This is a genomic window from Ruegeria sp. HKCCA4008, from assembly GCF_013033125.1.
GTDB lineage: Bacteria > Pseudomonadota > Alphaproteobacteria > Rhodobacterales > Rhodobacteraceae > Ruegeria.
Map to the genome: position 1 here is coordinate 64363 of NZ_WQDM01000005.1, position 21649 is coordinate 86011.

The following is a 21649-nucleotide window of genomic DNA, read 5'->3' on the forward strand; positions in this document are numbered from 1 at the left end:
GTCGCAGGCAAAAGCGGAGTTTACAGCTCGCCTACGGCGATGCTCTTGATGTTTGCCCACTGTTCGTCCGCCGTTTTTGCGGTGGCGGGAACGTCCTTCAGGAAGGCCGCGCGGGTTTCGGCGTTCAGGAACAGGTATAGTTTTCCATCTGCAACCAGGTACTGATCCGGGTCTCCGTCGAACTTCTTGCCGACCGATACGCCGAATGAACAGAACCCACCATGTTGTGGCAGGTAGGCCTCCGGGTTCGCCTCGAACGCCTCGAGGTTGGCGGCGGTGGTGAAGTAATAGGATGCGCCATCATAAGTCGCCGAGTGGGTGGCGAAGCCTTCGACCGGGTTGCCATCATTGACCAAAGCAACCAGATCGACCCCATGTGCGGCAAGCGGGGCACCTGCGGCCGAGATCCCGTTCGACACGTTGATTTCGTCCGCGGCAAAAGCCGGAGTGGACAGGGCCATGGCGGCTGCCAGGGCGGTGAAGACGATAGTTTTCATTGCACGTTTCCTCTTGGTTCTGGGTTCGGGTCGATCGGATCGTCGACCGGTGAAACATAGTTAGGGGATGAAAGCTGGACGTGTAATCGCAGATAGGCCATCAGATATTGCAGATCGTACAAGTGTCTGAATGTCCAGAAGGTGCGTTCACCAAGCTTTGTTTGGTCAGTGTGGTTTTGCGTACCTATGCTGAAAGAATGCCCGCAGGAGTGCCATCATGATCCGATTAGCCCTCATCCTTGTTTTCATTGCCCGAAGCCTTGCCGCGCAAGAGCCCGTGCAAAGCCCACCCGAAGCCGAGCCGCCGATGACGTATGAACGGCTGGGCAACATTCTTTTCGCGCTTGACCCCGAAGCAGAGCCGAGCGGCCCCGGGTTTCAATTGACGATTGCAGGGGTGCAGGTCCTGGTCATCACCGACACCAATGCGGATCGGATGCGGGCCATGGTCCCGATCCGCAGCGCCGAGGCGCTGTCGGAGGAAGACTTGATCAGAATGATGCAGGCCAATTTCGACAGCACGCTGGATGCCCGCTATGCGATTGCCAATGGCACCTTGTGGGCTGCGTTTATCCACCCGTTGTCCCTGTTGGAAAAAGACCAGCTGATCTCGGGGCTGGCCCAGACTGTGAACATCGCCAGGACATATGGCACCCTGTATTCCGGTGGTGAGGCAGAGTTCGGAGGCGGCGACAGCACCGATCTGCAACGTGAGTTGATTGAAGAACTGCTGAAGAAAGGCGAAGAGATCTGACCTGCGCCGTGAATATGGAACTGGCGTGACGCCTGCTGGTTGGCCGACGTTGCGCGGCCGGGCCTTCATAGACCCTAGATGGATTTAGGAAAGCTGTTATAGTTTCTTCCCAGCGAAAAGGGAAAGCTGCGACACAACCCGCAAAAAAACAGGGGCGCAGCAAAAAATTCCCAAGCCAACAGGGACAAAACTACATGAACAATCGTTTGAACAAAATCACCATCGTGGGTGGCGGTACGGCTGGATGGATGACCGCGCTGATCCTGGACATGGTGTTTTCCCGCACGTCAGCGCCCAAGGATCGACCGCAAATCTGCCTGATCGAAAGCCCGAACATCTCGACCGTGGGGGTGGGTGAAGCCACAGTTCCGCGGATGCCTGTCACGCTGCGTCAGGCGGGTATTTCAGAGCGGAGTTTCTTCCGCGAGACCAACGCGTCCTTCAAGCTGGGTGTGAAGTTCTGCAATTGGAACAATGACGCCAAGGGCAATCGCATCGACTACATGAACCCCTTTGCGCATGGCCAGATGCTTGAGGGGCTGGAGGCCGCCGAGTATTTCCTGCGCTTCGGCAATGGCGACCGGGATTTCACGCAGTCCATATCGCCGCATGATGATCTGGCCCGTTTGTGCAAGGGCGCGCGTCAGTTGGGGCAGCCGGAATTCGAGCAACGGTTTGGTTATGCATATCATCTGGATGCCGTAAAGTTTGCAGGCATGCTGACCAGGGTCTGCACGAAGCGCGGAGTGGAGCATATCCGGGATGAGGTGCAAACGGTCGAGCTGGATGAACAGGGCAATGTCAGTCATCTCATGCTCGAAGCAAAAGGCCGCCATGACATTGAGATGGTCGTGGATTGCACCGGATTTCGTGGGCTGATCATCAACAAGGCACTTGGTGAGCCATTTTTGGATTACTCTGACTACCTGCCCAATGATCGGGCCATGGCGTTGCAGATCGAGCATCCGGATCCTGACAAGATCGAAAGCGCCACCAGATCCACTGCCTTGGGCGCAGGTTGGACGTGGCGCGTGCCGCTTTTTAACCGTGTGGGCACAGGATATGTCTATTCGTCGGCACACCGCACGGATGATCAGGCAGCGGACGAATACCTTGAGTGGCTGGGTGACAGCGGCAAAGGTTTGACACCGCGCGTGATCCCGATGCGCGTCGGTCGCGTGCGCAATGCCTGGGTCAAGAATTGCGTGGCCATAGGCCTGTCCGGCGGGTTCATTGAACCGCTGGAAAGCACGGCGATTCATATGATTGACCATGCGATACGCTGGTTCGCCGAGCATTTGCCCACGCGAGACATCGAGCCTTCGCTGAGGGACAGATACAATCGACAGATGGACAAGCTTTACAACGAGGTACTGGAATTCATCTGTTTGCACTATCGGTTGGGCAACCGTACCGATGATCAATACTGGATCGATGCGCGCACTGAGATGAAGATACCGGATCGGTTGGCCGAAAATCTTGACTTGTGGCAGTATCGCCTGCCGATGGACCACGATATCGAGTTCGCCACTTTGTTTGACAGCCGCGTTTATCAGACCGTTCTTTTGGGCAAACAGGTTTATGATACGGGCTATGGTTCAGGCATCCGTGATCGTCTTCGACCGTTGAAGAAACCGATTTGGTTCCAGGGTATGAAGAACGCGAAAATGGATCTGGCGAAGATCGTTAAATCCATGCCGGATCACAAAACACTGTTGCGCGATATCCGGGGGGAACTTGATCAACCTGCCTTTGGAATGGCGGCAGCAATGAAGCCTACAGTGGCGATGCCGGGCACGGCGCCAGCCCCTGTTGTCATCGAAAACATGCCGAACTTTGCTGAAATCCAAAGCGGTAAAAAGGATCTGCAACTGTTCTGACTGCTTCCTGCCCGTCGCGCAGGGAGTGTTTTCAGGAAAGGCGGGGTGCGAATTCCCCGTCTTTTGTGCTTCCGTCTGCCTTGTTGGTATGTAATGTAATTACATATACTTTGCGAAAGGCGACCGTATTGCAGCAACACAAGAAACAAGGGCAAACAAGGGGCCGGAATTTGCAGAGCACCCTCAAACGTCGGAGGCGACAGGCAGCGCCTATGCAGGTCTACGACTCTCTGCCGTCAGGGCTGCGCCAGTGGTTGGCCTCGGCAAGCTTGCCGTGGAGCCCCGTTTCTGCGCAAAAAATCTGGAACCGGGCCGGAGGCGCACGCAACCCTTCCGCAGCGTTGATGCGACTGGACGCAATTGAACAGGCCATGCTGCGGCGCGATGCCGGGGTTTGGACCTTCAAAACCGGCAACGCGCCTGGGCATAGAGCCGCCAAACCTTGAAAATATGGGCTTTGCCCTTGCACATACCGGGGAATCCGCCTATACGCGCGCTGTCGATACAAGGGCGGTCAACGTCCGGATGACGTTTCTGAGCAGGGCCGGGTTACCTCGGCCCTTTGTGTTTGTTTGCTCAGGCGCGCACCGGATCACGCCTGAAGACATCATGAAACAAGACCGGCGGAGACAACCGCTCGGCCAGCAAAAACGTATTGTAAAGGAAAACAACGCCACATGGCTAACGCATCCATGGAGGAATTCGAAGCCCTCCTGAATGAAAGCTTCGAAATGGACACACCCGAAGAGGGTTCTGTTGTCAAAGGCAAGGTTCTGGCGATCGAAGCCGGCCAGGCCATCATCGACGTAGGCTACAAAATGGAAGGCCGCGTTGATCTGAAAGAATTCGCAAATCCCGGCGAAGCCCCTGAAATCGCTGTTGGTGACGAGGTCGAAGTTTACCTGCGTGCCGCAGAAAACGCCCGTGGCGAAGCCGTCATCTCGCGCGAGATGGCCCGCCGTGAAGAGGCATGGGACCGTCTGGAAAAAGCATATGCCGACGACCAGCGCGTCGAAGGTGCAATCTTTGGTCGCGTCAAAGGTGGTTTCACCGTCGATCTGGGTGGCGCAGTTGCGTTCCTGCCCGGCTCGCAGGTTGATGTGCGCCCCGTGCGCGACGCCGGACCTCTAATGGGTCTGAAGCAGCCGTTCCAGATTCTGAAAATGGACCGCCGCCGTGGCAACATCGTTGTGTCGCGCCGCGCCATCCTGGAAGAATCGCGTGCCGAACAACGTGCCGAAGTCATCGGCAACCTGTCCGAAGGTCAGACTGTCGAGGGTGTTGTCAAGAACATCACCGAATACGGTGCATTCGTTGACCTGGGCGGCGTTGACGGCCTGCTGCACGTCACCGACATGGCATGGCGCCGTGTGAACCACCCGTCCGAGATACTGACGATCGGCGAAACCATCAAGGTTCAGGTCATCAAGATCAACAAAGAGACCCACCGCATCAGCCTGGGCATGAAGCAGTTGCAGGAAGATCCGTGGGATCTGGTTGCTGCCAAGTACCCGCTGGGCTCGGTCCATCAGGGTCGTGTCACCAACATCACCGACTACGGCGCGTTCGTCGAGCTGGAAGCCGGTGTCGAAGGTCTGGTGCACGTGTCCGAGATGTCCTGGACCAAGAAAAACGTCCACCCCGGCAAGATCGTTTCGACCAGCCAGGAAGTCGACGTCATGGTTCTGGAAATCGACGGCGCCAAGCGTCGCGTGTCTCTGGGCCTGAAGCAGACTCAGCGCAACCCGTGGGAAGTGTTTGCAGAAACCCACCCCGAGGGCACCGAGGTCGAAGGCGAAGTCAAGAACATCACCGAATTCGGTCTGTTCATCGGCCTCGAAGGCGACATCGACGGCATGGTTCACCTGTCCGACCTGTCCTGGGACGAGCGTGGCGAGGATGCGATCCAGAACTACCGCAAGGGCGATGTCGTTCAGGCGGTTGTCTCGGAAGTTGACGTCGAAAAAGAGCGTATCTCGCTGTCGATCAAAGCCCTGGGCGGTGACAAGTTCGCCGAAGCCGTGGGCGGCGTGAAGCGTGGCTCGGTCATCACCGTCGAAGTCACCGCGATCGAAGATGGCGGCATCGAGGTCGAATACGAAGGCATGAAGTCGTTCATCCGTCGTTCGGATCTGTCGCGTGACCGTGCCGAACAGCGCCCCGAGCGTTTCTCGGTCGGCGACAAGGTCGACGTCCGCGTCACCAACGTCGACAGCAAGACCCGTCGTCTGGGCCTGTCGATCAAGGCGCGCGAGATCGCCGAAGAGAAAGAGGCCGTGGAACAGTACGGTTCTTCCGATTCGGGCGCATCGCTGGGCGATATCCTGGGTGCAGCGTTGAAATCCGGCGACTGAGCCAAGGCAGTATCCCAAGCATGAATTTCGGCCCCGTACGACAGTGCGGGGCCGTTTTTGTTGCGAATCAATATGTTCCGAACCGCAGGGTTAATAAGGGGATTGATCGCGCATTAAGTGTGGAAATTGGCCTGACAGATAAAATTTCGCGCGAGAATGTGGCAAAATAAAGCCTCAAAACTCAGAGTATCCGTTCCCCCCTTCCGGGTTTTTTCCTATACTGTCAAAACAGTAGACCTGTCACACCGGCTGCCTGGGAGGGTATCACGCATGATCCGTTCAGAATTGATTCAGAAAATCGCTGACGAAAACCCGCATCTCTATCAGCGTGATGTCGAGCGGATCGTGAACACTGTATTCGAAGAAGTCACAGACGCCATGGCGCGCGGTGACCGTGTCGAACTGCGGGGCTTTGGTGCCTTCTCCGTGAAAAAACGCGACGCACGTGTTGGGCGCAACCCGCGCACAGGCGAAACGGTGCAGGTCGAAGAAAAATGTGTACCGTTTTTCAAAACTGGCAAGTTGCTCAGGGATCGATTGAACGGTAAAGCCTGACACCATGATGCGTTACCTTCGATATGTTTTTCTGGCGGCTCTCGGGATCATCCTGATTTCCGTGTCTCTTGCCAATGTTCAGTCCGTAGAACTGAAACTGATGCCGGATGCTCTGGCCGAGCTTCTGGGTTTCAACCTCAGTGCGTCACTACCGCTGTTTCTGGTGGTTTTGGGGGGTGTTGCGGCAGGATTGGTTATTGGTTTCCTGTGGGAATGGCTGCGGGAACACAAGCACCGCCGCGACGCGACCGTGAAGAAAACCGAAGTGCGCAAACTTGAGCGCGAAGTCAAGAAACTCAAGAAAAAGCAAAACGAAGGCAAGGACGACGTACTTGCCCTTCTGGATGAGGCGAGCTGAGCCTGATCGCCATGCCTGATGTTCGATTCAAAATCTGCGGTCTGACCGCACCGGATCACGTGCGCGCTGCGGCAGACGCCGGGGCGGGCTATGTTGGGTTTGTTTTCTTTCCGAAATCGCCACGCAATCTGGATGTTTCGCGGGCCGCAGAGCTGGCGCATCTGGTCCCAGTTGGCGTTGCCAAGGTGGCATTGGTTGTGAATGCCACTGACGAAGAGTTGGACGGCATCGTTTCGACTGTACCGCTTGATATGCTTCAACTGCATGGCAAGGAATCGCCCGAACGGGTTTCCGAAATTCGCGAGCGATTTGGTTTGCCGGTGATGAAAGCCATAGGAGTGGCCGAGGCCGAGGATCTGGCGGCCATCGATCTTTACTCGGAGGTGGCCGATCAACTGCTGATCGATGCGAAACCGCCCAGAGAATCCGAATTGCCGGGCGGCAACGGGTTGGCCTTTGACTGGCGGCTGTTGGCCGGACGGAAATACTGGCGGCGACCCTGGATGCTGGCCGGTGGCCTGACACCCCTGAACGTTGCCGAAGCAGTCCGGATGACAGGTGCCCGGCAGGTGGATGTGTCATCCGGTGTCGAAAGCGCGCCGGGTGTGAAAGATGCGGCCCTGATCCGCGACTTTGCATCGGCTCTCAGGTGATCTGATAAAGATTTTGCTGCGTATCCCTCGAAACAGAGGGGTTGAGCATGCTCGCAGCAATCGGGGGCGTTTCCTTGAAACATTGGTACCATGCGCCGGAGTTTTTCTGGCGCGCGGGACAGGCCTGTCGGCAGGCGCAAGGCGACCCATTGTGCCTGCACGCTGACTTGTTCAGGAAGGATGGCATCTATTTTTCATTCAGTGTCTGGCAAGACATCGAAGCAATGCTGACATTTTCCCAATCCGGCCCCCACAGGCGTGCCGTGTTGGCGGCCGATCGTTTGGCGGATGTGAACAGGTTTCATCATTTTCCGTGCATTGGTGTGCCCTCGCCGGAACAGGCGATTCAGGTCTGGCGTCAAAACACGCAGGTTGTGGAATGATGCGTTTTGCCCATGGCAAATCCCGCTGCCACCACCTATGAACAACAGATACGACGAGGGAGACACCCATGGCCAACGATCTTTTCAATTCCTTCATGTCCGGCCCTGACGAACAGGGACGTTTCGGCATCTTCGGCGGGCGTTTTGTCAGTGAAACTCTGATGCCGCTGATCCTGTCGCTGGAAGAGGAATACAACAAGGCCAAAGATGATCCGACGTTCTGGGCCGAAATGGATGACCTGTGGGCAAACTATGTGGGTCGTCCTTCGCCGCTGTATTTTGCGGAACGCCTGACCGAGCATCTGGGTGGTGCCAAGATCTATCTGAAACGTGACGAGCTGAACCACACCGGCGCGCACAAGATCAACAACGTGCTGGGTCAGATCATTCTGGCGCGGCGTATGGGCAAGACCCGGATCATTGCTGAAACCGGGGCAGGGCAGCACGGCGTGGCCACCGCCACCGTATGTGCCAAATTCGGCTTGAAATGCATTGTCTATATGGGGGCGCACGACGTGCAGCGTCAGGCCCCGAACGTATTCCGTATGCGTCTTCTGGGGGCCGAGGTGATCCCTGTGACCTCGGGTCGTGGGACGCTCAAGGATGCGATGAATGACGCGCTGCGCGACTGGGTGACCAATGTGCGCGACACGTTCTACTGCATCGGCACCGTGGCTGGACCGCACCCCTATCCGGCAATGGTCCGCGATTTCCAGTCGATCATCGGCAAGGAAGCGAAAGAGCAGATGATGAAGGCTGAAGGCCGTTTGCCAGATACGATCATCGCCGCAATCGGCGGCGGTTCGAACGCGATGGGTCTGTTCTATCCCTTCCTCGACGACAAGGACGTCAACATCATAGGCGTCGAGGCGGGCGGAAAAGGTGTGAACGAGAAAATGGAGCACTGCGCCTCGCTGACCGGCGGTCGGCCGGGCGTGCTGCACGGCAACCGGACCTATCTGTTGCAGGATGACGATGGCCAGATTCTTGAAGGCTATTCAATCTCGGCCGGGCTGGACTATCCGGGCATCGGGCCCGAGCATTCCTGGCTGCACGAAATTGGACGCGCGAATTACGTCTCGATCACCGACAAGGAAGCGCTCGAGGCGTTCCAGCTGTGCTGCGCCACCGAGGGGATCATCCCGGCGCTGGAGCCAAGCCACGCTTTGGCCCATGTGATGAAGATCGCACCGGAATTGCCCAAGGATCACCTGATCTGCATGAACATGTGCGGTCGTGGAGACAAGGACGTTCAGACCGTGGCCAAATATCTGAACTTCGATATGTCAGACACCGAAGGCCGTACGGCGGGCTGACTGTGAACCGGGGCGGCATGTCCCGGTTGCTCTGTCTTGGGGTCGATGGCTCAAGCAGTCCTGAAAGCAATAATTCCAAGGCAGGACAGGCGGGATAGTCAAACATGTGACATGTCCGCCCACATCAGGCTGCCCTGCAAAAAGGGCCGCCGCCAATGCGCATGTGAGGACAACACAGAAGCCCGAGGAATCGCCGGCTGCTGTGAAACCTGGATCATTGTGCCTGCATTTGTTTCCCAACAACTGCCAGTTGCGATCTCTGCCTGGGATTGTTGCGAATACCCCGTCAGAGCCGAGAATTTGTAACCGGCACATTCTGAGCATATGACTTGCAAAGTCTCGGCTTGTTGTGACCTTTCGCCGAGAAGACACCCTGAAAACACCGGGGTCCGAAGTGTTTTCCGGGGATTTTTCGCCTTTGCCCTGCGGTTTGTGCATGGCCATGTGGCCCGCACGCCAAAGTTGAGTTGCTTCCAATTCTATACAGTGCCTCCAAATTGAATTAACTATTGGGTAACTGGCGTAGTTGCGGCCGGTTCAGGGGACGTCTCTGCAATGGATGGGACAATGGATGACGTGGTTCGGGGCACAGTATCTTTGCCCGGGCACCCTGGTGTTTAGCACCCTCGCGGTGTTGTAGGAGGTAAAATGGTCAGGTCCGTTATTTCGAGGCTGTCGTGCCTCTGTTTTCTGATTTCAGCACTCATGATCGGAAGCGCGAAAGAGGGTGCGGCCCTTGGTGGCGGCTTCATCATAACCTCGGTTCCGACGCCGAACGGGGGAAGCATCTTTTTCAACAATATCCCATTTACCGGCACGGCCTTTGTTTCGCTGGGAGGGTCGGGGCAGGTTCCCGGCGGCAGTTTCTATTTCAACAACGGCATTCTGAACCAGAGTGCAATCACGCCCGCAGGCCTTGCTTCCCTGGGCTATATCGGCGCAACCATTCTCAGTCAGGATGGCGCGGATTCCACATATGCGGCAGACGGGTATATGGGGATTACGTTCACCGCGCGCGAAACCGTCGGAGGGCCGCTTTATCGCTATGAGATCGCGTTGTCCGGTGTAACGAACACCCAAATCGTCAACACACGCGTTCTGGTGGATACGACACAGCCAACTGCAACGATCGGCGCCTTGACGCCGACCGGCAGCGGAACATTTCAAGCAAGCATTACCCTGAGCGAACCAAGCACCGATTTCACCGTGGGCGACCTGTCCGTCACCAATGCAACGGCCACTCTGACCGGGTCCGGCACCAGCTATGTCGCCACTTTGACGCCCCAGAACAACGGCACCATCGAGCTTTTCATTCCGGCAGGGGTGTTCTCGGACGCGGCTGGGAATCTGAACCTTGAATCAAACAGGGTCAGCACGCTTCAGGCCGTGACAAATGCTCAACGTCAGATTCAGGCGTTCCAGAACGCCCGGGCCAACAGCCTTGTGTCGAACCAGCCGAAACTGACCCAGTTTCTGCAAGGCTCGGGGTCGGGTGTACTGGACGCTTCGGTCACGCAGGGCTCGGGGTATCTGAATTTCGCCAGTGATCCGGCGCGGCCCGTCTGGTTCAGTGTGACCGGCAACTGGAGTTCGCAGGATGATTTTGACAACTCCTATGCACTGGCAGTTGTCGGGGCTCATCGCCAGATCAATTCGAACCTGTTGATCGGTGCCATGCTTCAGTTCGACTATGCCGAAACGGAAAACGGCCCGGCCAGCGTCGACGGTACGGGCTGGCTGGTTGGTCCTTATGTGGTGGCAAAATTGCCCAATCATTCGGTGTTTCTTGAAGGGCGCGTTCTTTATGGTCAGGCCGACAACAACATCTCTCCGTTTGGCACCTACGAGGACAGTTTCGACAGTGACCGTTGGCTGGTCCAGTCGCGCGTAACCGGTGAGATAAAGCGTGGCGCCCTGACATTGATGCCATTGCTGGACGTAAGCTATGCCAGTGACGATCAGAAAGCTTATACCGACAGCCTGGGCAATCTGATTCCACAGCAGGATTTCAGTTTGACGACGGCACGGTTGGGTGTGGATTTCAGCCACCCGTTGCAAGTGTCACGAGGAGAGATGATGCTGACGGGCGGGCTTTCTGGGATTTGGAGCACGACTTCGGGTACCGGCACCGCCCCGGGCGTGACACCGATAGGCGATACCGTCCGTGCCCGCGCGGATCTGGGCCTGGACTACCGGCTGGAAAACAACAGCTTGCTTGCAGCAAACGTGTTCTACGATGGCATTGGTGAAAGCGGTTTTGAAAACTACAGCATCAGCCTGATCTGGCAAATGGCATTCTGACCCTGGGGCGATACTGGATCGCGGATCAGGTCTCGCCCCAGGCGCAATGGCTGTCTAGGCATTCGCCTTGTTCTGAAGCAAGATATCAAGCGGCACAATCTCGAGAGCGCGTTGATGGGTCGCCTCCAGGTGGACCTTTGGGGCGCATCCTTCGTCATGGGCCTGTAGGAACCGGCCGGCACACAGACACCAGCTGTCTCCGGGCTTGAGGCCCGGGAAATCGAACTCGGGCCGAGCCGTGCTCAGATCATTGCCGACGTATTTCGAGAATGCCAGAAACTCGGCCGTCATCACGGCACATACGGTATGGCTGCCCTGATCCTCGGGGCAGGTATTGCACGCACCATCGCGGAAGAACCCGGTCAGAGGATCGCGTGAGCAGGGCGCCAGAACGCCGCCGAGTACATTGATACTTTCTTGCTTCTGCATGAACACACCTTACAGGCTTTCTGCGATCTTGCGGAACATTTCGATATTCTGGTCGTTTACGCCAGTGTCGCGGAATTTCCGATCAGCGCCGGTAGACACAATCAGAACGCCACGAGGTTGGTTGAAATAGATGTATTGCCCATACACGCCCCGGGCCAGAAACTCTCCTTCATGGGCGCCGCGCGGGATCCACCACTGGTACCCATATCCAATCTTCCCCCGAGCGGTCGGGGCGCTGGGTTGAGTTGCCTCGAATATCCAGTCGGCGGGCACCACTTGCCGGCCGTTCAATTCCCCATCTTGCAGGATCATTTGCCCGAACCGCGCAAAGTCACGTGTCGTGAAGTTCAATCCGCCCAGAACAAATGCGACACCGGCGCCGTCTGTGACATAATACCCGTCACGCTCAAGGCCCAGGGGCTGAAGGATTTTTTCCGTCAAAAGATCCGCGACACTGCGACCGGTCGCCCCGCGTATCACCATGCCCAATACATGCGTGTCTATGGAAACGTATTGCCAGGTTTCACCAGGGGGCGCGAAACTGTCCTGCAAAGAGGCTGCGAAATCGTCCAGTTCACCGCCTAGGGCAATCACACGGCCCATCCTGTTGATGTCAGATTTCGGGTCCAGATAATCTTCGTCAAAGGTGACGCCGCTGGCCATGTTCAGAACGTTTCGAATTGTCGCCCTGTCATATGCGCTGCCTGCAAGTTTGGGGGCGTATTTGACGACGGGATCATCCAGTGAATCGATTGCGCCCTCTTGCAGGAGAATGCCGAAAAGCGACGACAAGTAACTTTTTGCCACTGACCACGAAATCCGACGATCATCGGGACCGGTGCCCAGATAGTACTCCTCGAACCGGATCTTGCCGTTCTGCATGATGAGCAAAGAAGTGACCGAGCGTTCATTGATCCAAGTGTCGGTGCCTTCCGGAAGATCGAAACCTTCGCCGTAGGGCAGTTCCCATGTTGGGGCGTTTCCACGCGGCAGATCCACGGTAAGAAAGGCTTCATCCATATGCGAAAAGTTGTGAACGATCTTGTCCTCGGCAAACAGAGAGTTCACCGCCATCAGGCGCTGCAACTCTTCGCGTTTCCAAAGCCCAACGGCAGCGGCGGCCAGAGCCAGCGCCAGCACAATGCGCAGAACCCACTTCAGTATGGACCGCATCGCATAGCCTCCCTTGTTTGCGTGTATTGGAACGTGGACATCCCTCTTTCGCAACGCCGACGTAACGGAAAGAGGGCGGGGCGCTATTTGAACTTGTCCAACAGTTTCTGCATGGCCGACCGTTCGTCGGCCGGTGGCTTCGGAGGTGCCTTAGATGCGGTTTCAGCTTTCGGAGCGGCCGTCTTGGACGACCGGGGCGGAGCAGTGCGCAGGGCCACCGCGTTCATGAATTTTCCACCATCATCCCGCGCCAGATGGGGCGCGCCATCCGAAACACCCCGAAGAACGTCGTCCAGCCATTCACTCTCGGATTTCGCAAAGTCGCTCAGGACATAAGCCGAAACCATTTCCTTGCGGCCCGGATGTCCGATCCCAAGCCGGACACGGTCATAGGCTGCGCCTATATGGTCGTGGATCGAACGCAGACCATTATGCCCAGCGTGTCCGCCGCCCGCCTTTACCCGCACTTTGCCCGGGGCGAGGTCCAACTCGTCATGGAACACGACAACATCCGTGGACTCGAGCTTGTAGAAACGCATCGCTTCACCCACGGATTGACCGGACCGGTTCATGAAGGTCTGCGGTTTCAGCAAAAGGACTTTTTCAGACCCTAACCGCCCTTCCGAGATTTCGCCCTGAAACTTGGATTTCCATGGGCCAAACCCATGATCTTCCGCAATCCGCTCCACAGCCATGAACCCGATATTGTGCCGGTTCCGGGCGTATTTCTGCCCCGGGTTTCCCAATCCGACAAAGAGTTTCATGACCATGCTCCGCCTTTGTAGCCTCGAGGCCATGTGATGCCCGGAATTGCCATGGAAATCCAGCCGGCGCCGCGCGTCTTGACCATAAAAAAACGGGGCTCGTCAGAACCCCGTTTCAAAATCCAGACGTTTGATCCGGATTTATTCTTCTTCTTTGCCGACGACTTCGACTTCGTCGACTGCAACTTCTGCTTCTTCACCTTCTTCGTCGTCGCTTGTCGACAGACCGGTCGGTGCCGAGACGTTTGCGATCACGAAGTCGCGGTCGATGGTCGGCTTGGTGCCTTTGGGCAGTTCAACCGACGAAATGGTGACAACGTCGTTGATGTTCATTCCGGCCACATCAACGGTGATCTTCTCAGGAATGTCACCTGCGGTGCACAACAGCTCGACTTCCGGGCGGACAACGGTCAGCACGCCGCCCTTCTTGATGCCGGGGGCTTCATCTTCGTTGATGAATTCAACCGGAATATACAGTGCGATCTTGGTAGTCCGGCGCAGGCGCATCAGGTCCAGGTGGGTCGGCAGGTCTTTGACGACATCACGCTGAACATCGCGGCAGATGACGCGAACGTCTTCATGGCCTTCGACCTTCAGGTTCCACAGGGTCGACTTGAAGCGACCGGCCTTCAGGCGCTTGAACAGTTCGTTGAACGGAATCTGAATCGGCAGCGGATCTTTGTCGCCGCCAAACACTACGCCCGGAACCATGCCTTCGCGGCGAGTTTTGCGAGCGGCGCCCTTGCCTGTCCCCGTCCGTTCCAGAGCTACGAGATCAGGAATCTCTCCAGCCATGATAATTCTCCAATGTTAGGGCGGGTATCCTCCAAGGCTGTATACCCGCGTGAAGCCGCGTCCTTATCTCGATTCATCCGGTTTGGAAAGGGGTAATTCACAGCTTGCCGTTTTGTGGGGTTCAGCCGCGCGCTCCGAAGTGGTCTTCGCCAGATCAGTGAAGAGTCCGCGGCTTCATCTGGCCACAAGTATCCCGGGGGAGACGCCCGGAACGGGCGGCGGGGGCAGAGCCCCAAATCTCCCGCGGGCTCAGCCTTGCCAACGACCACCAAAATCTTCTGGTACCAGAAGATTGTGCGCCCCCAGCGCGCCGACGGTTTTTTCACCGCACAGCGCCATTGTTGTATCAAGTTCCTTCTGAATCACTTCCAGCGCGGTGGTGACGCCTTTCTGACCCATGGCGCCCAGCCCATAAACAAATGCGCGGCCGATATACGTCCCCCTGGCCCCCAGCGCCAATGCCTTGAGCACGTCCTGACCCGAGCGGATACCACTGTCCAGATGCACTTCGACATCATTGCCGACAGCGTCCATGATTTCGGGCAATACCCGGATCGAGCTGAGCGCACCATCCAGCTGACGCCCGCCATGGTTCGACACGACAATGGCATCCGCTCCCAGCTTGGCAGCCATTTTGGCATCTTCCGCGTCGAGTATCCCTTTCAGGATCACCTTTCCGCCCCACTGTTCCATCAGTTTTTCGACTTTGCTCCAGTCGAGGGTGGGGTCGAACTGTTCAGCGGTCCAGGCCCCCAGTGAAGACGCGTCCGAGATACCTTGCACATGTCCCACTATATTGCCGAACTCGCGCCGCTTGGCCCGCAGCATTTCAATGCCCCAGGCCCATTTGGTCATCAGGTTCGCGATGGTCTTTGCGGTCAGCTTGGGTGGTGCGGACAGGCCGTTTTTCAGGTCTTTGTGCCGTTGGCCCAGAATTTGCAGATCCAATGTAATCACCAGCGCCGAACACCTGGCGTCCTTGGCCCGCTGGATCAGGCGGCTGACATAGTCAGCGTCCTTCATCGTGTAGAGCTGAAACCAAAACGGCTTGTCGGTGTGCTCGGCCACGTCTTCGATCGAGTTGATCGACATTGTGGAAAGCGTAAAGGGAACACCAAAGTCCTCGGCGGCTTTGGCGGCCTTCATCTCTCCGTCCGCATGCTGCATCCCCGTCAACCCGACCGGGGCCAGCGCGACCGGCATCGACACCTTCTGGCCGATCATTTCCGAGGCCGTCGAACGCCCGGACATATCAACGGCAACCCGCTGACGCAGGCGAATCTTTTCAAAATCGGAACTGTTTTCGCGGAATGTTTGTTCCGTCCAGCTGCCGCTTTCAGCGTAGTCGTAGAACATCCGCGGCACGCGACGCTCGTAAATGCGCCTGAGGTCTTCAATATTGGTTATCACAGGCATGACTCAGACCTCCGAACTTACTGGTTCGTTTTCCTTACCAATGCATGTCAACGCCTGCAATGATCTGGCCCGGCGTCGGGCAGTCAAAAAAGCCTGCCCCAGAACAGTCTTTGGCAGGCTTTCGAGCGTGTTGTTTTATCTGCCGGATCAGGCGCTATGAGCGCCATCCGACAGGGACTTTACAAAATCCAGAACTTCGTCGACCGGTTTGCCTGCACCGATCTGGCTGACGATCGCCGATCCGACTACGGCACCATCTGCCACGGACGCGATATTGCGGGATTTCTCGGGCGTATTGATGCCAAAGCCCACGATCACCGGCAGCTCGGTCGCGGCCTTGATGCGGGCAACCTCGGGGGCCACATCCGTTGCCTGCGCCTCGGCCGCGCCGGTGATGCCAGTGATTGACACGTAATACACGAAACCCGAGGTGTTTTGCAGAACGCGCGGCAGGCGCTGGTCATCCGTGGTAGGTGTTGCAAGACGAATGAAGTTCAGCCCGGCCGCCTGCGCAGGCAGGCAAAGCTCTTCGTCTTCTTCGGGCGGCAGGTCGACAACGATCAGCCCGTCAATCCCGGCGTCTTTGGCATCGGCCAGAAAGGCCTCGACACCCCGGCTGTAAATCGGGTTGTAGTACCCCATCAGGACAATTGGCGTTGTGTCATCTGTTTCCCTGAACGCGCGCGCCAGATCCAATGTGCGCTGCAACGTCATACCGCCATCCAGCGCGCGTTGGCCGGCCGCCTGAATGGTGGGGCCATCCGCCATCGGATCAGTGAAGGGCAAACCAAGTTCGATGATGTCCACACCCGCGCCGGGCAGGCCTTTGACCACGTCGAGCGAGGTGTCATAGTCCGGGTCCCCTGCCATCACATAGGCAACAAAAGCCTTCTTTCCTTCGGCTTTCAGGGCGGCAAACTTGGCGTCGATACGGGTCATCGGATGTCCTTGCAATCGGGTTTGGACCCGTGTGCAGAAACTTTGACCGAAAATCAATCCCGCCAGCGCAGGAATAGGTCAGAAGCCCAGATGATACCGCAGCAGAACCGCGTTTACACCGGGGTTCTCATCATTGGTGCTGGCGTTCGATTTGTGCGTGATTGCAACTGACATTTTGTTGCCGTTGTTCAGATTGTATCCAAGACCCAAAAGGCTGCGGATCTGAAAGTCTCCGCCCAGGTCGTTCTGGTCGTTGCTGGCATTGAAATAACCCGGCATAACACTGCCTTCGACGAACCAGCGCTCACCCAGAGAATACAGTCCGACCAGCCCCGCACCGATATGCGTATCCCCGTCTTCGTCCACAGAAAACGCAGCACCCCAGCCAGCACTGAACCGAGTTGCCTGGTGAAAAGGAGTGTGATGGTATTCGAGAGCGATCAGTGCCTGATCTTCGGACGTCGCCTCGGAAAAATCTGAATACCCGGCACCAAAAACAACCGTCTGAGCTTGGGCCGTAGCAAATGTAGAGACCGTCAGTACAGCTGCAAGAAGTAGTTTTTCCATAATATTCTGCCATTTAAATTGTTCGCGCTATGTTAATTGTTCATCCTACCGTTCGTTTTTCAGGACCGACAAGAACACGATTTGAGAACAATTTCGTGATGTGGCCGAAGGGACTCAAACAAAGTAGCCCCGGCAATCACTTGCGCATTGATGCGGACCTGCATAGAAGCTGCGTTCGTATTCTATGCAGGAGGCCGTTATGGGCTTTAAGATGGGAATCGTGGGTCTGCCGAATGTGGGCAAGTCGACCCTGTTCAATGCGTTGACCAAAACCGCTGCCGCGCAAGCCGCGAACTTCCCGTTCTGCACGATTGAGCCCAATGTCGGCGATGTGGCCGTGCCGGATGAGCGGCTCGACAAGTTGGCGGCAATCGCGTCGTCAAAACAGATCATCCCGACGCGCATGACATTCGTGGATATCGCCGGTCTGGTGAAGGGGGCCTCGAAAGGCGAGGGTCTGGGGAACCAGTTTCTGGCAAATATTCGCGAGGTCGATGCCATCGCCCATGTCCTGCGCTGTTTCGAAGATGGCGACGTGACCCATGTAGAAGGCCGCATCGATCCAGTGGCCGACGCCGAGACCATCGAGACCGAGCTGATGCTGGCCGATCTGGAAAGCATCGAAAAGCGCCGTGCCAACCTGGTGCGCAAGCTGAAAGGCAATGACAAAGAGGCCCAACAGCAGGACCGCCTGCTTGCCGAAGCGCAAAAGATGCTGGAAAGCGGCAAACCTGCACGACTGGTCGAGGTTTCGGACGAGGACGCCAAGGCCTGGAAGATGTTGCAGCTGCTGACCACCAAGCCGGTTCTTTATGTTTGCAACGTGTCTGAGGAAGAAGCCGCTGAAGGTAACGAATACTCGGCGAAAGTCGCCGAGATGGCTGCCGCCCAAGGCAACTCTCACGTCATCATCAGCGCCAAGATCGAAGAAGAGATCAGCCTGCTTGAAGCGGACGAGGCACAGATGTTCCTTGAGGAAATGGGTCTGGAAGAGCCCGGCCTCGACCGTCTGATCCGTGCCGGGTACGACCTGCTGAAACTGGAAACCTATTTTACGGTCGGCCCGAAAGAGGCCCGCGCCTGGACCATCCGCACCGGCACCGCTGCACCGCAGGCGGCTGGTGTCATTCATGGTGATTTCGAAAAGGGATTCATCCGCGCCGAGACCATCGCCTATGACGACTTCATCGCCTGCAACGGCGAGCAGGGGGCGAAAGAGGCAGGCAAGATGCGGGCCGAGGGGAAAAGCTATATCGTCAAGGATGGCGACGTGATGCATTTCCTGTTCAACACCTGACGCCATTTGCCCTGTGCCGACATCAGGGCGTTTCGTTCAAGCTGCATTGTCGAATCAGCCACCCGCCGTCCGGCTGTCTGTACAAAACGTTGAGAGATGTGCCGTCATCTGTCGTTCCTTCGCGGAAAGTCGCAAGGCACCAGCCGATTTGGCCGTCTATGCCAGCCTGAACGACTTCGATGACTTTGTCCTCGCCACCTTCCTCCAGCCATTCCGCGTGTATTGTTTCAATGGCCGTTCGTCCTTTGGCTGCGGGACCAAAAGGTGAGTATAGCTCTGCGTCTTTGGCGAAAAACGATGCGCACCCAGCTGCGTTTCGGGATCGGTAGCATCCAACATACGCGTCAAACAGTTTTTGAAATACGTCTACAGCGGTCATGCGGTACCTCGCCTTCTTGTTCCCAGCCCCCATTAATGGTGGGCAATCTTATACGACAAAGCACCAGTTTCCGACGCGCCCGCGCTGAAAGACGGTGCTTTCTCTGTGCGGTAATGCAGTTAGAGTGGTCTTTGGCCTGATGTTGGAAATTTGAATCATGATCGAAATCCGCGACCTGCAACTGCTCAGCGCGTTGGCGCGGCACCGCCATTTCGCCAAGGCCGCCGAAGAGTGTGGGATTTCGCAGCCCGCCTTTTCCATGCGCATCCGCAACCTCGAGGATCGGCTGGGCGTGTCCATCGTCCGCCGCGCCAACCGGTTTCAGGGCCTGACCGAAGAGGGCGAGATGATCGTCCAACGGGCGCGGCGTATTCTCGATGACACCAAAGCACTGGAACAGCAGGTGCTGGCCACCAGGGGCGAGATCACCGGCACGCTGATCCTTGGCGTGATACCGACGGCCATCGCCTTTACTGGGCGTCTTACCAAACGCTTTCGGCAAGCCCATCCTCGCATCGTTACCCGCATCGAAACCATGTCTGCCACCGCCATTCAACACCGGCTGGACGAAGGAAGTCTGGACGCCGGGATAACATATGGCGACAGCATCGGGACTGATCTGCGACAGGTGCAACCTTTGTACGAGGAAACCTATGTTCTGTTGGTTCCGTCACACATGACGGACGAAACCGGCCCCTTGCCTTGGGCGCGCGTGGCTGAATTTCCGCTGAGCCTGCTCGAGCCGCAGATGCAAAACCGGCGTATTCTGGATCGTATCTTTGCCGAACAGGGGCTGCACCCGGACGTGGTCGCCGAAACCAGCGGATTTACCGCGTCGATGGTGATGGCACGCGAGGGGCTGGCTGCCACGGTTGTGCCACGTGTGCTTATTCGGGCCCTGGGCGAGTTGCAGGGGACAAAGGTGCTGCCGCTGGTCGATCCGATTGTCAGCAAACCCATTTGTCTGGCCACCCTGAGCCGAGATCCTGAACTGCCAACGGTGCAGGCACTGCGCGCTGTGGTGACGTCTTTACGGTGATAAGATGTCGTTATCGTGCGATTGCAAAAAGCGATTTGACGATATGCTAGCCTGATGAGACACGGGGCCTGAATCGGAGGGCATCATGGCACCATTAGACACCAAGCCATCAGGCGCACCCAAGGGCGTCTGGAAGTCAGGTAAAGGCAAGGGGCGGCACACGCCCAAGGGCCGACAGTTTACGGATGAAGCGCAGGCCGAAATTGCGCGCCTGCTGGGCGACCGCCCACGCCGCCGCGACCTGCTGATCGAGTATCTGCACCTGATTCAGGACACACACGGCTATATCAGCGCCGACCATATCGCCGCGCTGGCCGTCGAGATGCGGATCGGCCAGGCCGAGATTTACGAGACCGCGACCTTCTATGCCCATTTCGACGTGGTGAAAGAAGGTGAAACGCCGCCCCCCGCGCTGACCATTCGCGTCTGTGATTCCCTGTCCTGCGAAATGGCTGGTGCGCAGCAGTTGCAAAAAGCGCTGGAGGATGGGCTCGACCCGTCCGAAGTGCGCGTTTTGCGCGCGCCCTGCATGGGGCGCTGTGACACGGCACCGGTGCTGGAAATCGGGCACAACCATATTGACCACGCGACCCCTGAAAAGGTGCAGGCTTCGATTGCTGCGGGCGACACTCATGCCCATCTGCCCGACTATGAGACCTTCGCGACCTATGTCGAGAACGGCGGTTACGCCAAGCTGAAAGAGCTGCGCGAGGGCGGCGACTGGGAAGCGGTTCAGGAACAGGTTCTGGCCTCGGGCCTGCGCGGTTTGGGCGGCGCAGGTTTCCTGTCGGGCAAGAAATGGGGCTTTGTCCGCATGAACGACGGCCCGCGTTACCTGGCCGTGAACGGGGACGAGGGCGAGCCGGGCACCTTCAAGGATCGCTACTACCTGGAACGCACGCCGCATGTTTTCCTCGAAGGCATGCTGATTGCCGCATGGGCGGTTCAGGCAGAGACCTGCTTCATCTACATGCGCGACGAATATCCGGCCGTTCTGGAAATCCTGCGGCGCGAGATCGCGGCGCTGGAACAGGCCGGGATCGTCGCAAAAGGTTATATCGACCTGCGCCGCGGCGCGGGCGCTTACATCTGCGGCGAAGAATCCGCGATGATCGAATCGATCGAGGGCAAGAAGGGCCTGCCCCGCCACCGCCCGCCCTTCGTGGCGCAGGTGGGCGTTTTCGGCCGCCCGACGCTGGTGCACAACGTGGAAACGCTCTACTGGGTGTGCAAAATCTGCCGGGAAGGTCCGGAGATCCTCAATTCAGTTGAAAAGAATGGCCGCAAGGGGCTGCGCAGCTATTCGGTCTCGGGCCGGGTGGCGAAACCCGGCGTCTACCTGCTGCCGGCAGGGTCGACCATTCTTGACGTGATTGATGCAGCCGGAGGCATGGCCGAAGGTCATGTGTTCAAGGCGTATCAACCGGGCGGGCCGTCGTCAGGTCTTCTCCCCTCCAGCATCGACGACGTCCCGCTCGACTTTGACACACTACAGCCGCTGGGCACCTTCATCGGGTCTGCTGCGGTTGTAGTTCTGTCCGATCAGGACACGGCCCGCGATGCGGCGCTGAACATGCTGCGGTTCTTCGAGGACGAAAGCTGTGGCCAATGCACCCCCTGCCGTGCGGGTTGCGAAAAGGCGGTCAAGCTGATGCAGGCCGACAAATGGGATACCGAACTGTTGGAAGATCTGTGTCAGGTCATGGGAGATGCCTCGATCTGCGGTCTGGGGCAGGCGGCCCCAAACCCGATCCGTCTGGTCATGAAACATTTCGCTGACGAAATCTGAGGGAGACAGAG

The 21649-nt window shown here is 57.4% G+C and carries 22 protein-coding genes; 13 read left to right on the forward strand and 9 right to left on the reverse strand.

Annotation, left to right across the window (positions count from 1 at the left end):
* Positions 1 to 20: 20 nt before the first annotated feature.
* Positions 21 to 497, reverse strand: a complete 477-nt coding sequence (locus GOW60_RS12510) for a YHS domain-containing (seleno)protein (protein ID WP_171229549.1) — start codon at positions 495 to 497, stop codon at positions 21 to 23.
* A gap of 217 nt (positions 498 to 714) precedes the next feature.
* On the opposite strand from GOW60_RS12510, the gene GOW60_RS12515 reads away from it, so the two are divergent.
* From GOW60_RS12515 to GOW60_RS12560, 10 genes are all read left to right on the forward strand, one after another.
* Complete coding sequence (locus tag GOW60_RS12515) at positions 715 to 1251, forward strand: hypothetical protein (RefSeq protein WP_171229550.1); 537 nt, start codon at positions 715 to 717, stop codon at positions 1249 to 1251.
* Positions 1252 to 1445: 194 nt separating this feature from the next.
* Positions 1446 to 3131, forward strand: a complete 1686-nt coding sequence (locus GOW60_RS12520; protein ID WP_152457174.1) for a tryptophan halogenase family protein — start codon at positions 1446 to 1448, stop codon at positions 3129 to 3131.
* A gap of 65 nt (positions 3132 to 3196) precedes the next feature.
* Positions 3197 to 3577 carry a DUF6525 family protein gene (locus GOW60_RS12525; protein ID WP_371813358.1) on the forward strand — a complete coding sequence of 127 codons (381 nt, stop codon included), beginning with the start codon at positions 3197 to 3199 and terminating at the stop codon, positions 3575 to 3577.
* A 231-nt stretch (positions 3578 to 3808) separates the two neighbouring features.
* The gene (rpsA, locus tag GOW60_RS12530; RefSeq protein ID WP_068337749.1) at positions 3809 to 5485 is read left to right on the forward strand and encodes a 30S ribosomal protein S1; all 1677 of its coding nucleotides are present in this window, start codon (positions 3809 to 3811) and stop codon (positions 5483 to 5485) included.
* A gap of 270 nt (positions 5486 to 5755) precedes the next feature.
* Positions 5756 to 6040: an integration host factor subunit beta gene (ihfB, locus tag GOW60_RS12535; RefSeq protein ID WP_050603110.1), complete on the forward strand. Its 285-nt coding sequence runs from the start codon at positions 5756 to 5758 to the stop codon at positions 6038 to 6040.
* 7 nt (positions 6041 to 6047) lie between these two features.
* Positions 6048 to 6398: a lipopolysaccharide assembly LapA domain-containing protein gene (locus tag GOW60_RS12540; protein WP_171229704.1), complete on the forward strand. Its 351-nt coding sequence runs from the start codon at positions 6048 to 6050 to the stop codon at positions 6396 to 6398.
* 11 nt (positions 6399 to 6409) lie between these two features.
* Positions 6410 to 7051, forward strand: coding sequence for a phosphoribosylanthranilate isomerase (locus GOW60_RS12545; RefSeq protein WP_171229552.1), 642 nt, complete (start codon positions 6410 to 6412; stop codon positions 7049 to 7051).
* Between the two features lie 47 nt (positions 7052 to 7098).
* Positions 7099 to 7434 carry a hypothetical protein gene (locus GOW60_RS12550; protein ID WP_171229553.1) on the forward strand — a complete coding sequence of 112 codons (336 nt, stop codon included), beginning with the start codon at positions 7099 to 7101 and terminating at the stop codon, positions 7432 to 7434.
* Between the two features lie 68 nt (positions 7435 to 7502).
* The gene (gene trpB, locus GOW60_RS12555; RefSeq protein ID WP_171229554.1) at positions 7503 to 8750 is read left to right on the forward strand and encodes a tryptophan synthase subunit beta; all 1248 of its coding nucleotides are present in this window, start codon (positions 7503 to 7505) and stop codon (positions 8748 to 8750) included.
* Positions 8751 to 9398: 648 nt separating this feature from the next.
* Positions 9399 to 11051: an Ig-like domain-containing protein gene (locus tag GOW60_RS12560; protein WP_171229555.1), complete on the forward strand. Its 1653-nt coding sequence runs from the start codon at positions 9399 to 9401 to the stop codon at positions 11049 to 11051.
* A 54-nt stretch (positions 11052 to 11105) separates the two neighbouring features.
* Here the strand turns inward: GOW60_RS12560 and GOW60_RS12565 are convergent, their stop codons facing one another.
* The 7 genes from GOW60_RS12565 to GOW60_RS12595 all read right to left on the reverse strand — a co-directional run bounded on the left by GOW60_RS12565 (position 11106) and on the right by GOW60_RS12595 (position 17134).
* Positions 11106 to 11480: a DUF2237 family protein gene (locus tag GOW60_RS12565; protein WP_152457181.1), complete on the reverse strand. Its 375-nt coding sequence runs from the start codon at positions 11478 to 11480 to the stop codon at positions 11106 to 11108.
* A 9-nt stretch (positions 11481 to 11489) separates the two neighbouring features.
* Positions 11490 to 12653, reverse strand: a complete 1164-nt coding sequence (locus GOW60_RS12570) for a serine hydrolase (RefSeq protein ID WP_171229556.1) — start codon at positions 12651 to 12653, stop codon at positions 11490 to 11492.
* 83 nt (positions 12654 to 12736) lie between these two features.
* A complete protein-coding gene (gene pth, locus GOW60_RS12575; RefSeq protein WP_171229557.1) occupies positions 12737 to 13417 on the reverse strand; it encodes an aminoacyl-tRNA hydrolase in 681 nt (226 codons plus the stop codon).
* Positions 13418 to 13558: 141 nt separating this feature from the next.
* Positions 13559 to 14212, reverse strand: a complete 654-nt coding sequence (locus GOW60_RS12580; protein WP_152457184.1) for a 50S ribosomal protein L25/general stress protein Ctc — start codon at positions 14210 to 14212, stop codon at positions 13559 to 13561.
* A gap of 249 nt (positions 14213 to 14461) precedes the next feature.
* Positions 14462 to 15628, reverse strand: a complete 1167-nt coding sequence (locus tag GOW60_RS12585) for an alpha-hydroxy acid oxidase (RefSeq protein WP_171229558.1) — start codon at positions 15626 to 15628, stop codon at positions 14462 to 14464.
* A 147-nt stretch (positions 15629 to 15775) separates the two neighbouring features.
* Complete coding sequence (trpA, locus tag GOW60_RS12590) at positions 15776 to 16567, reverse strand: tryptophan synthase subunit alpha (protein WP_171229559.1); 792 nt, start codon at positions 16565 to 16567, stop codon at positions 15776 to 15778.
* Positions 16568 to 16645: 78 nt separating this feature from the next.
* On the reverse strand, positions 16646 to 17134 hold the full coding sequence (locus GOW60_RS12595) for an acyloxyacyl hydrolase (protein ID WP_171229560.1): 489 nt from the start codon (positions 17132 to 17134) through the stop codon (positions 16646 to 16648).
* Positions 17135 to 17333: 199 nt separating this feature from the next.
* Here GOW60_RS12595 and ychF point away from each other — a divergent pair, with 199 nt between their 5' ends.
* The gene (gene ychF / locus GOW60_RS12600) at positions 17334 to 18431 is read left to right on the forward strand and encodes a redox-regulated ATPase YchF (RefSeq protein ID WP_152457188.1); all 1098 of its coding nucleotides are present in this window, start codon (positions 17334 to 17336) and stop codon (positions 18429 to 18431) included.
* A gap of 22 nt (positions 18432 to 18453) precedes the next feature.
* On the opposite strand, the gene GOW60_RS12605 is transcribed toward ychF, so the two are convergent.
* Positions 18454 to 18810, reverse strand: a complete 357-nt coding sequence (locus tag GOW60_RS12605) for a nuclear transport factor 2 family protein (protein WP_171205608.1) — start codon at positions 18808 to 18810, stop codon at positions 18454 to 18456.
* 157 nt (positions 18811 to 18967) lie between these two features.
* Here GOW60_RS12605 and GOW60_RS12610 point away from each other — a divergent pair, with 157 nt between their 5' ends.
* Complete coding sequence (locus GOW60_RS12610; RefSeq protein ID WP_152457190.1) at positions 18968 to 19849, forward strand: LysR family transcriptional regulator; 882 nt, start codon at positions 18968 to 18970, stop codon at positions 19847 to 19849.
* A gap of 85 nt (positions 19850 to 19934) precedes the next feature.
* The gene (locus GOW60_RS12615) at positions 19935 to 21638 is read left to right on the forward strand and encodes an NAD(P)H-dependent oxidoreductase subunit E (RefSeq protein ID WP_171229561.1); all 1704 of its coding nucleotides are present in this window, start codon (positions 19935 to 19937) and stop codon (positions 21636 to 21638) included.
* The last annotated feature ends 11 nt before the right edge of the window (positions 21639 to 21649 follow it).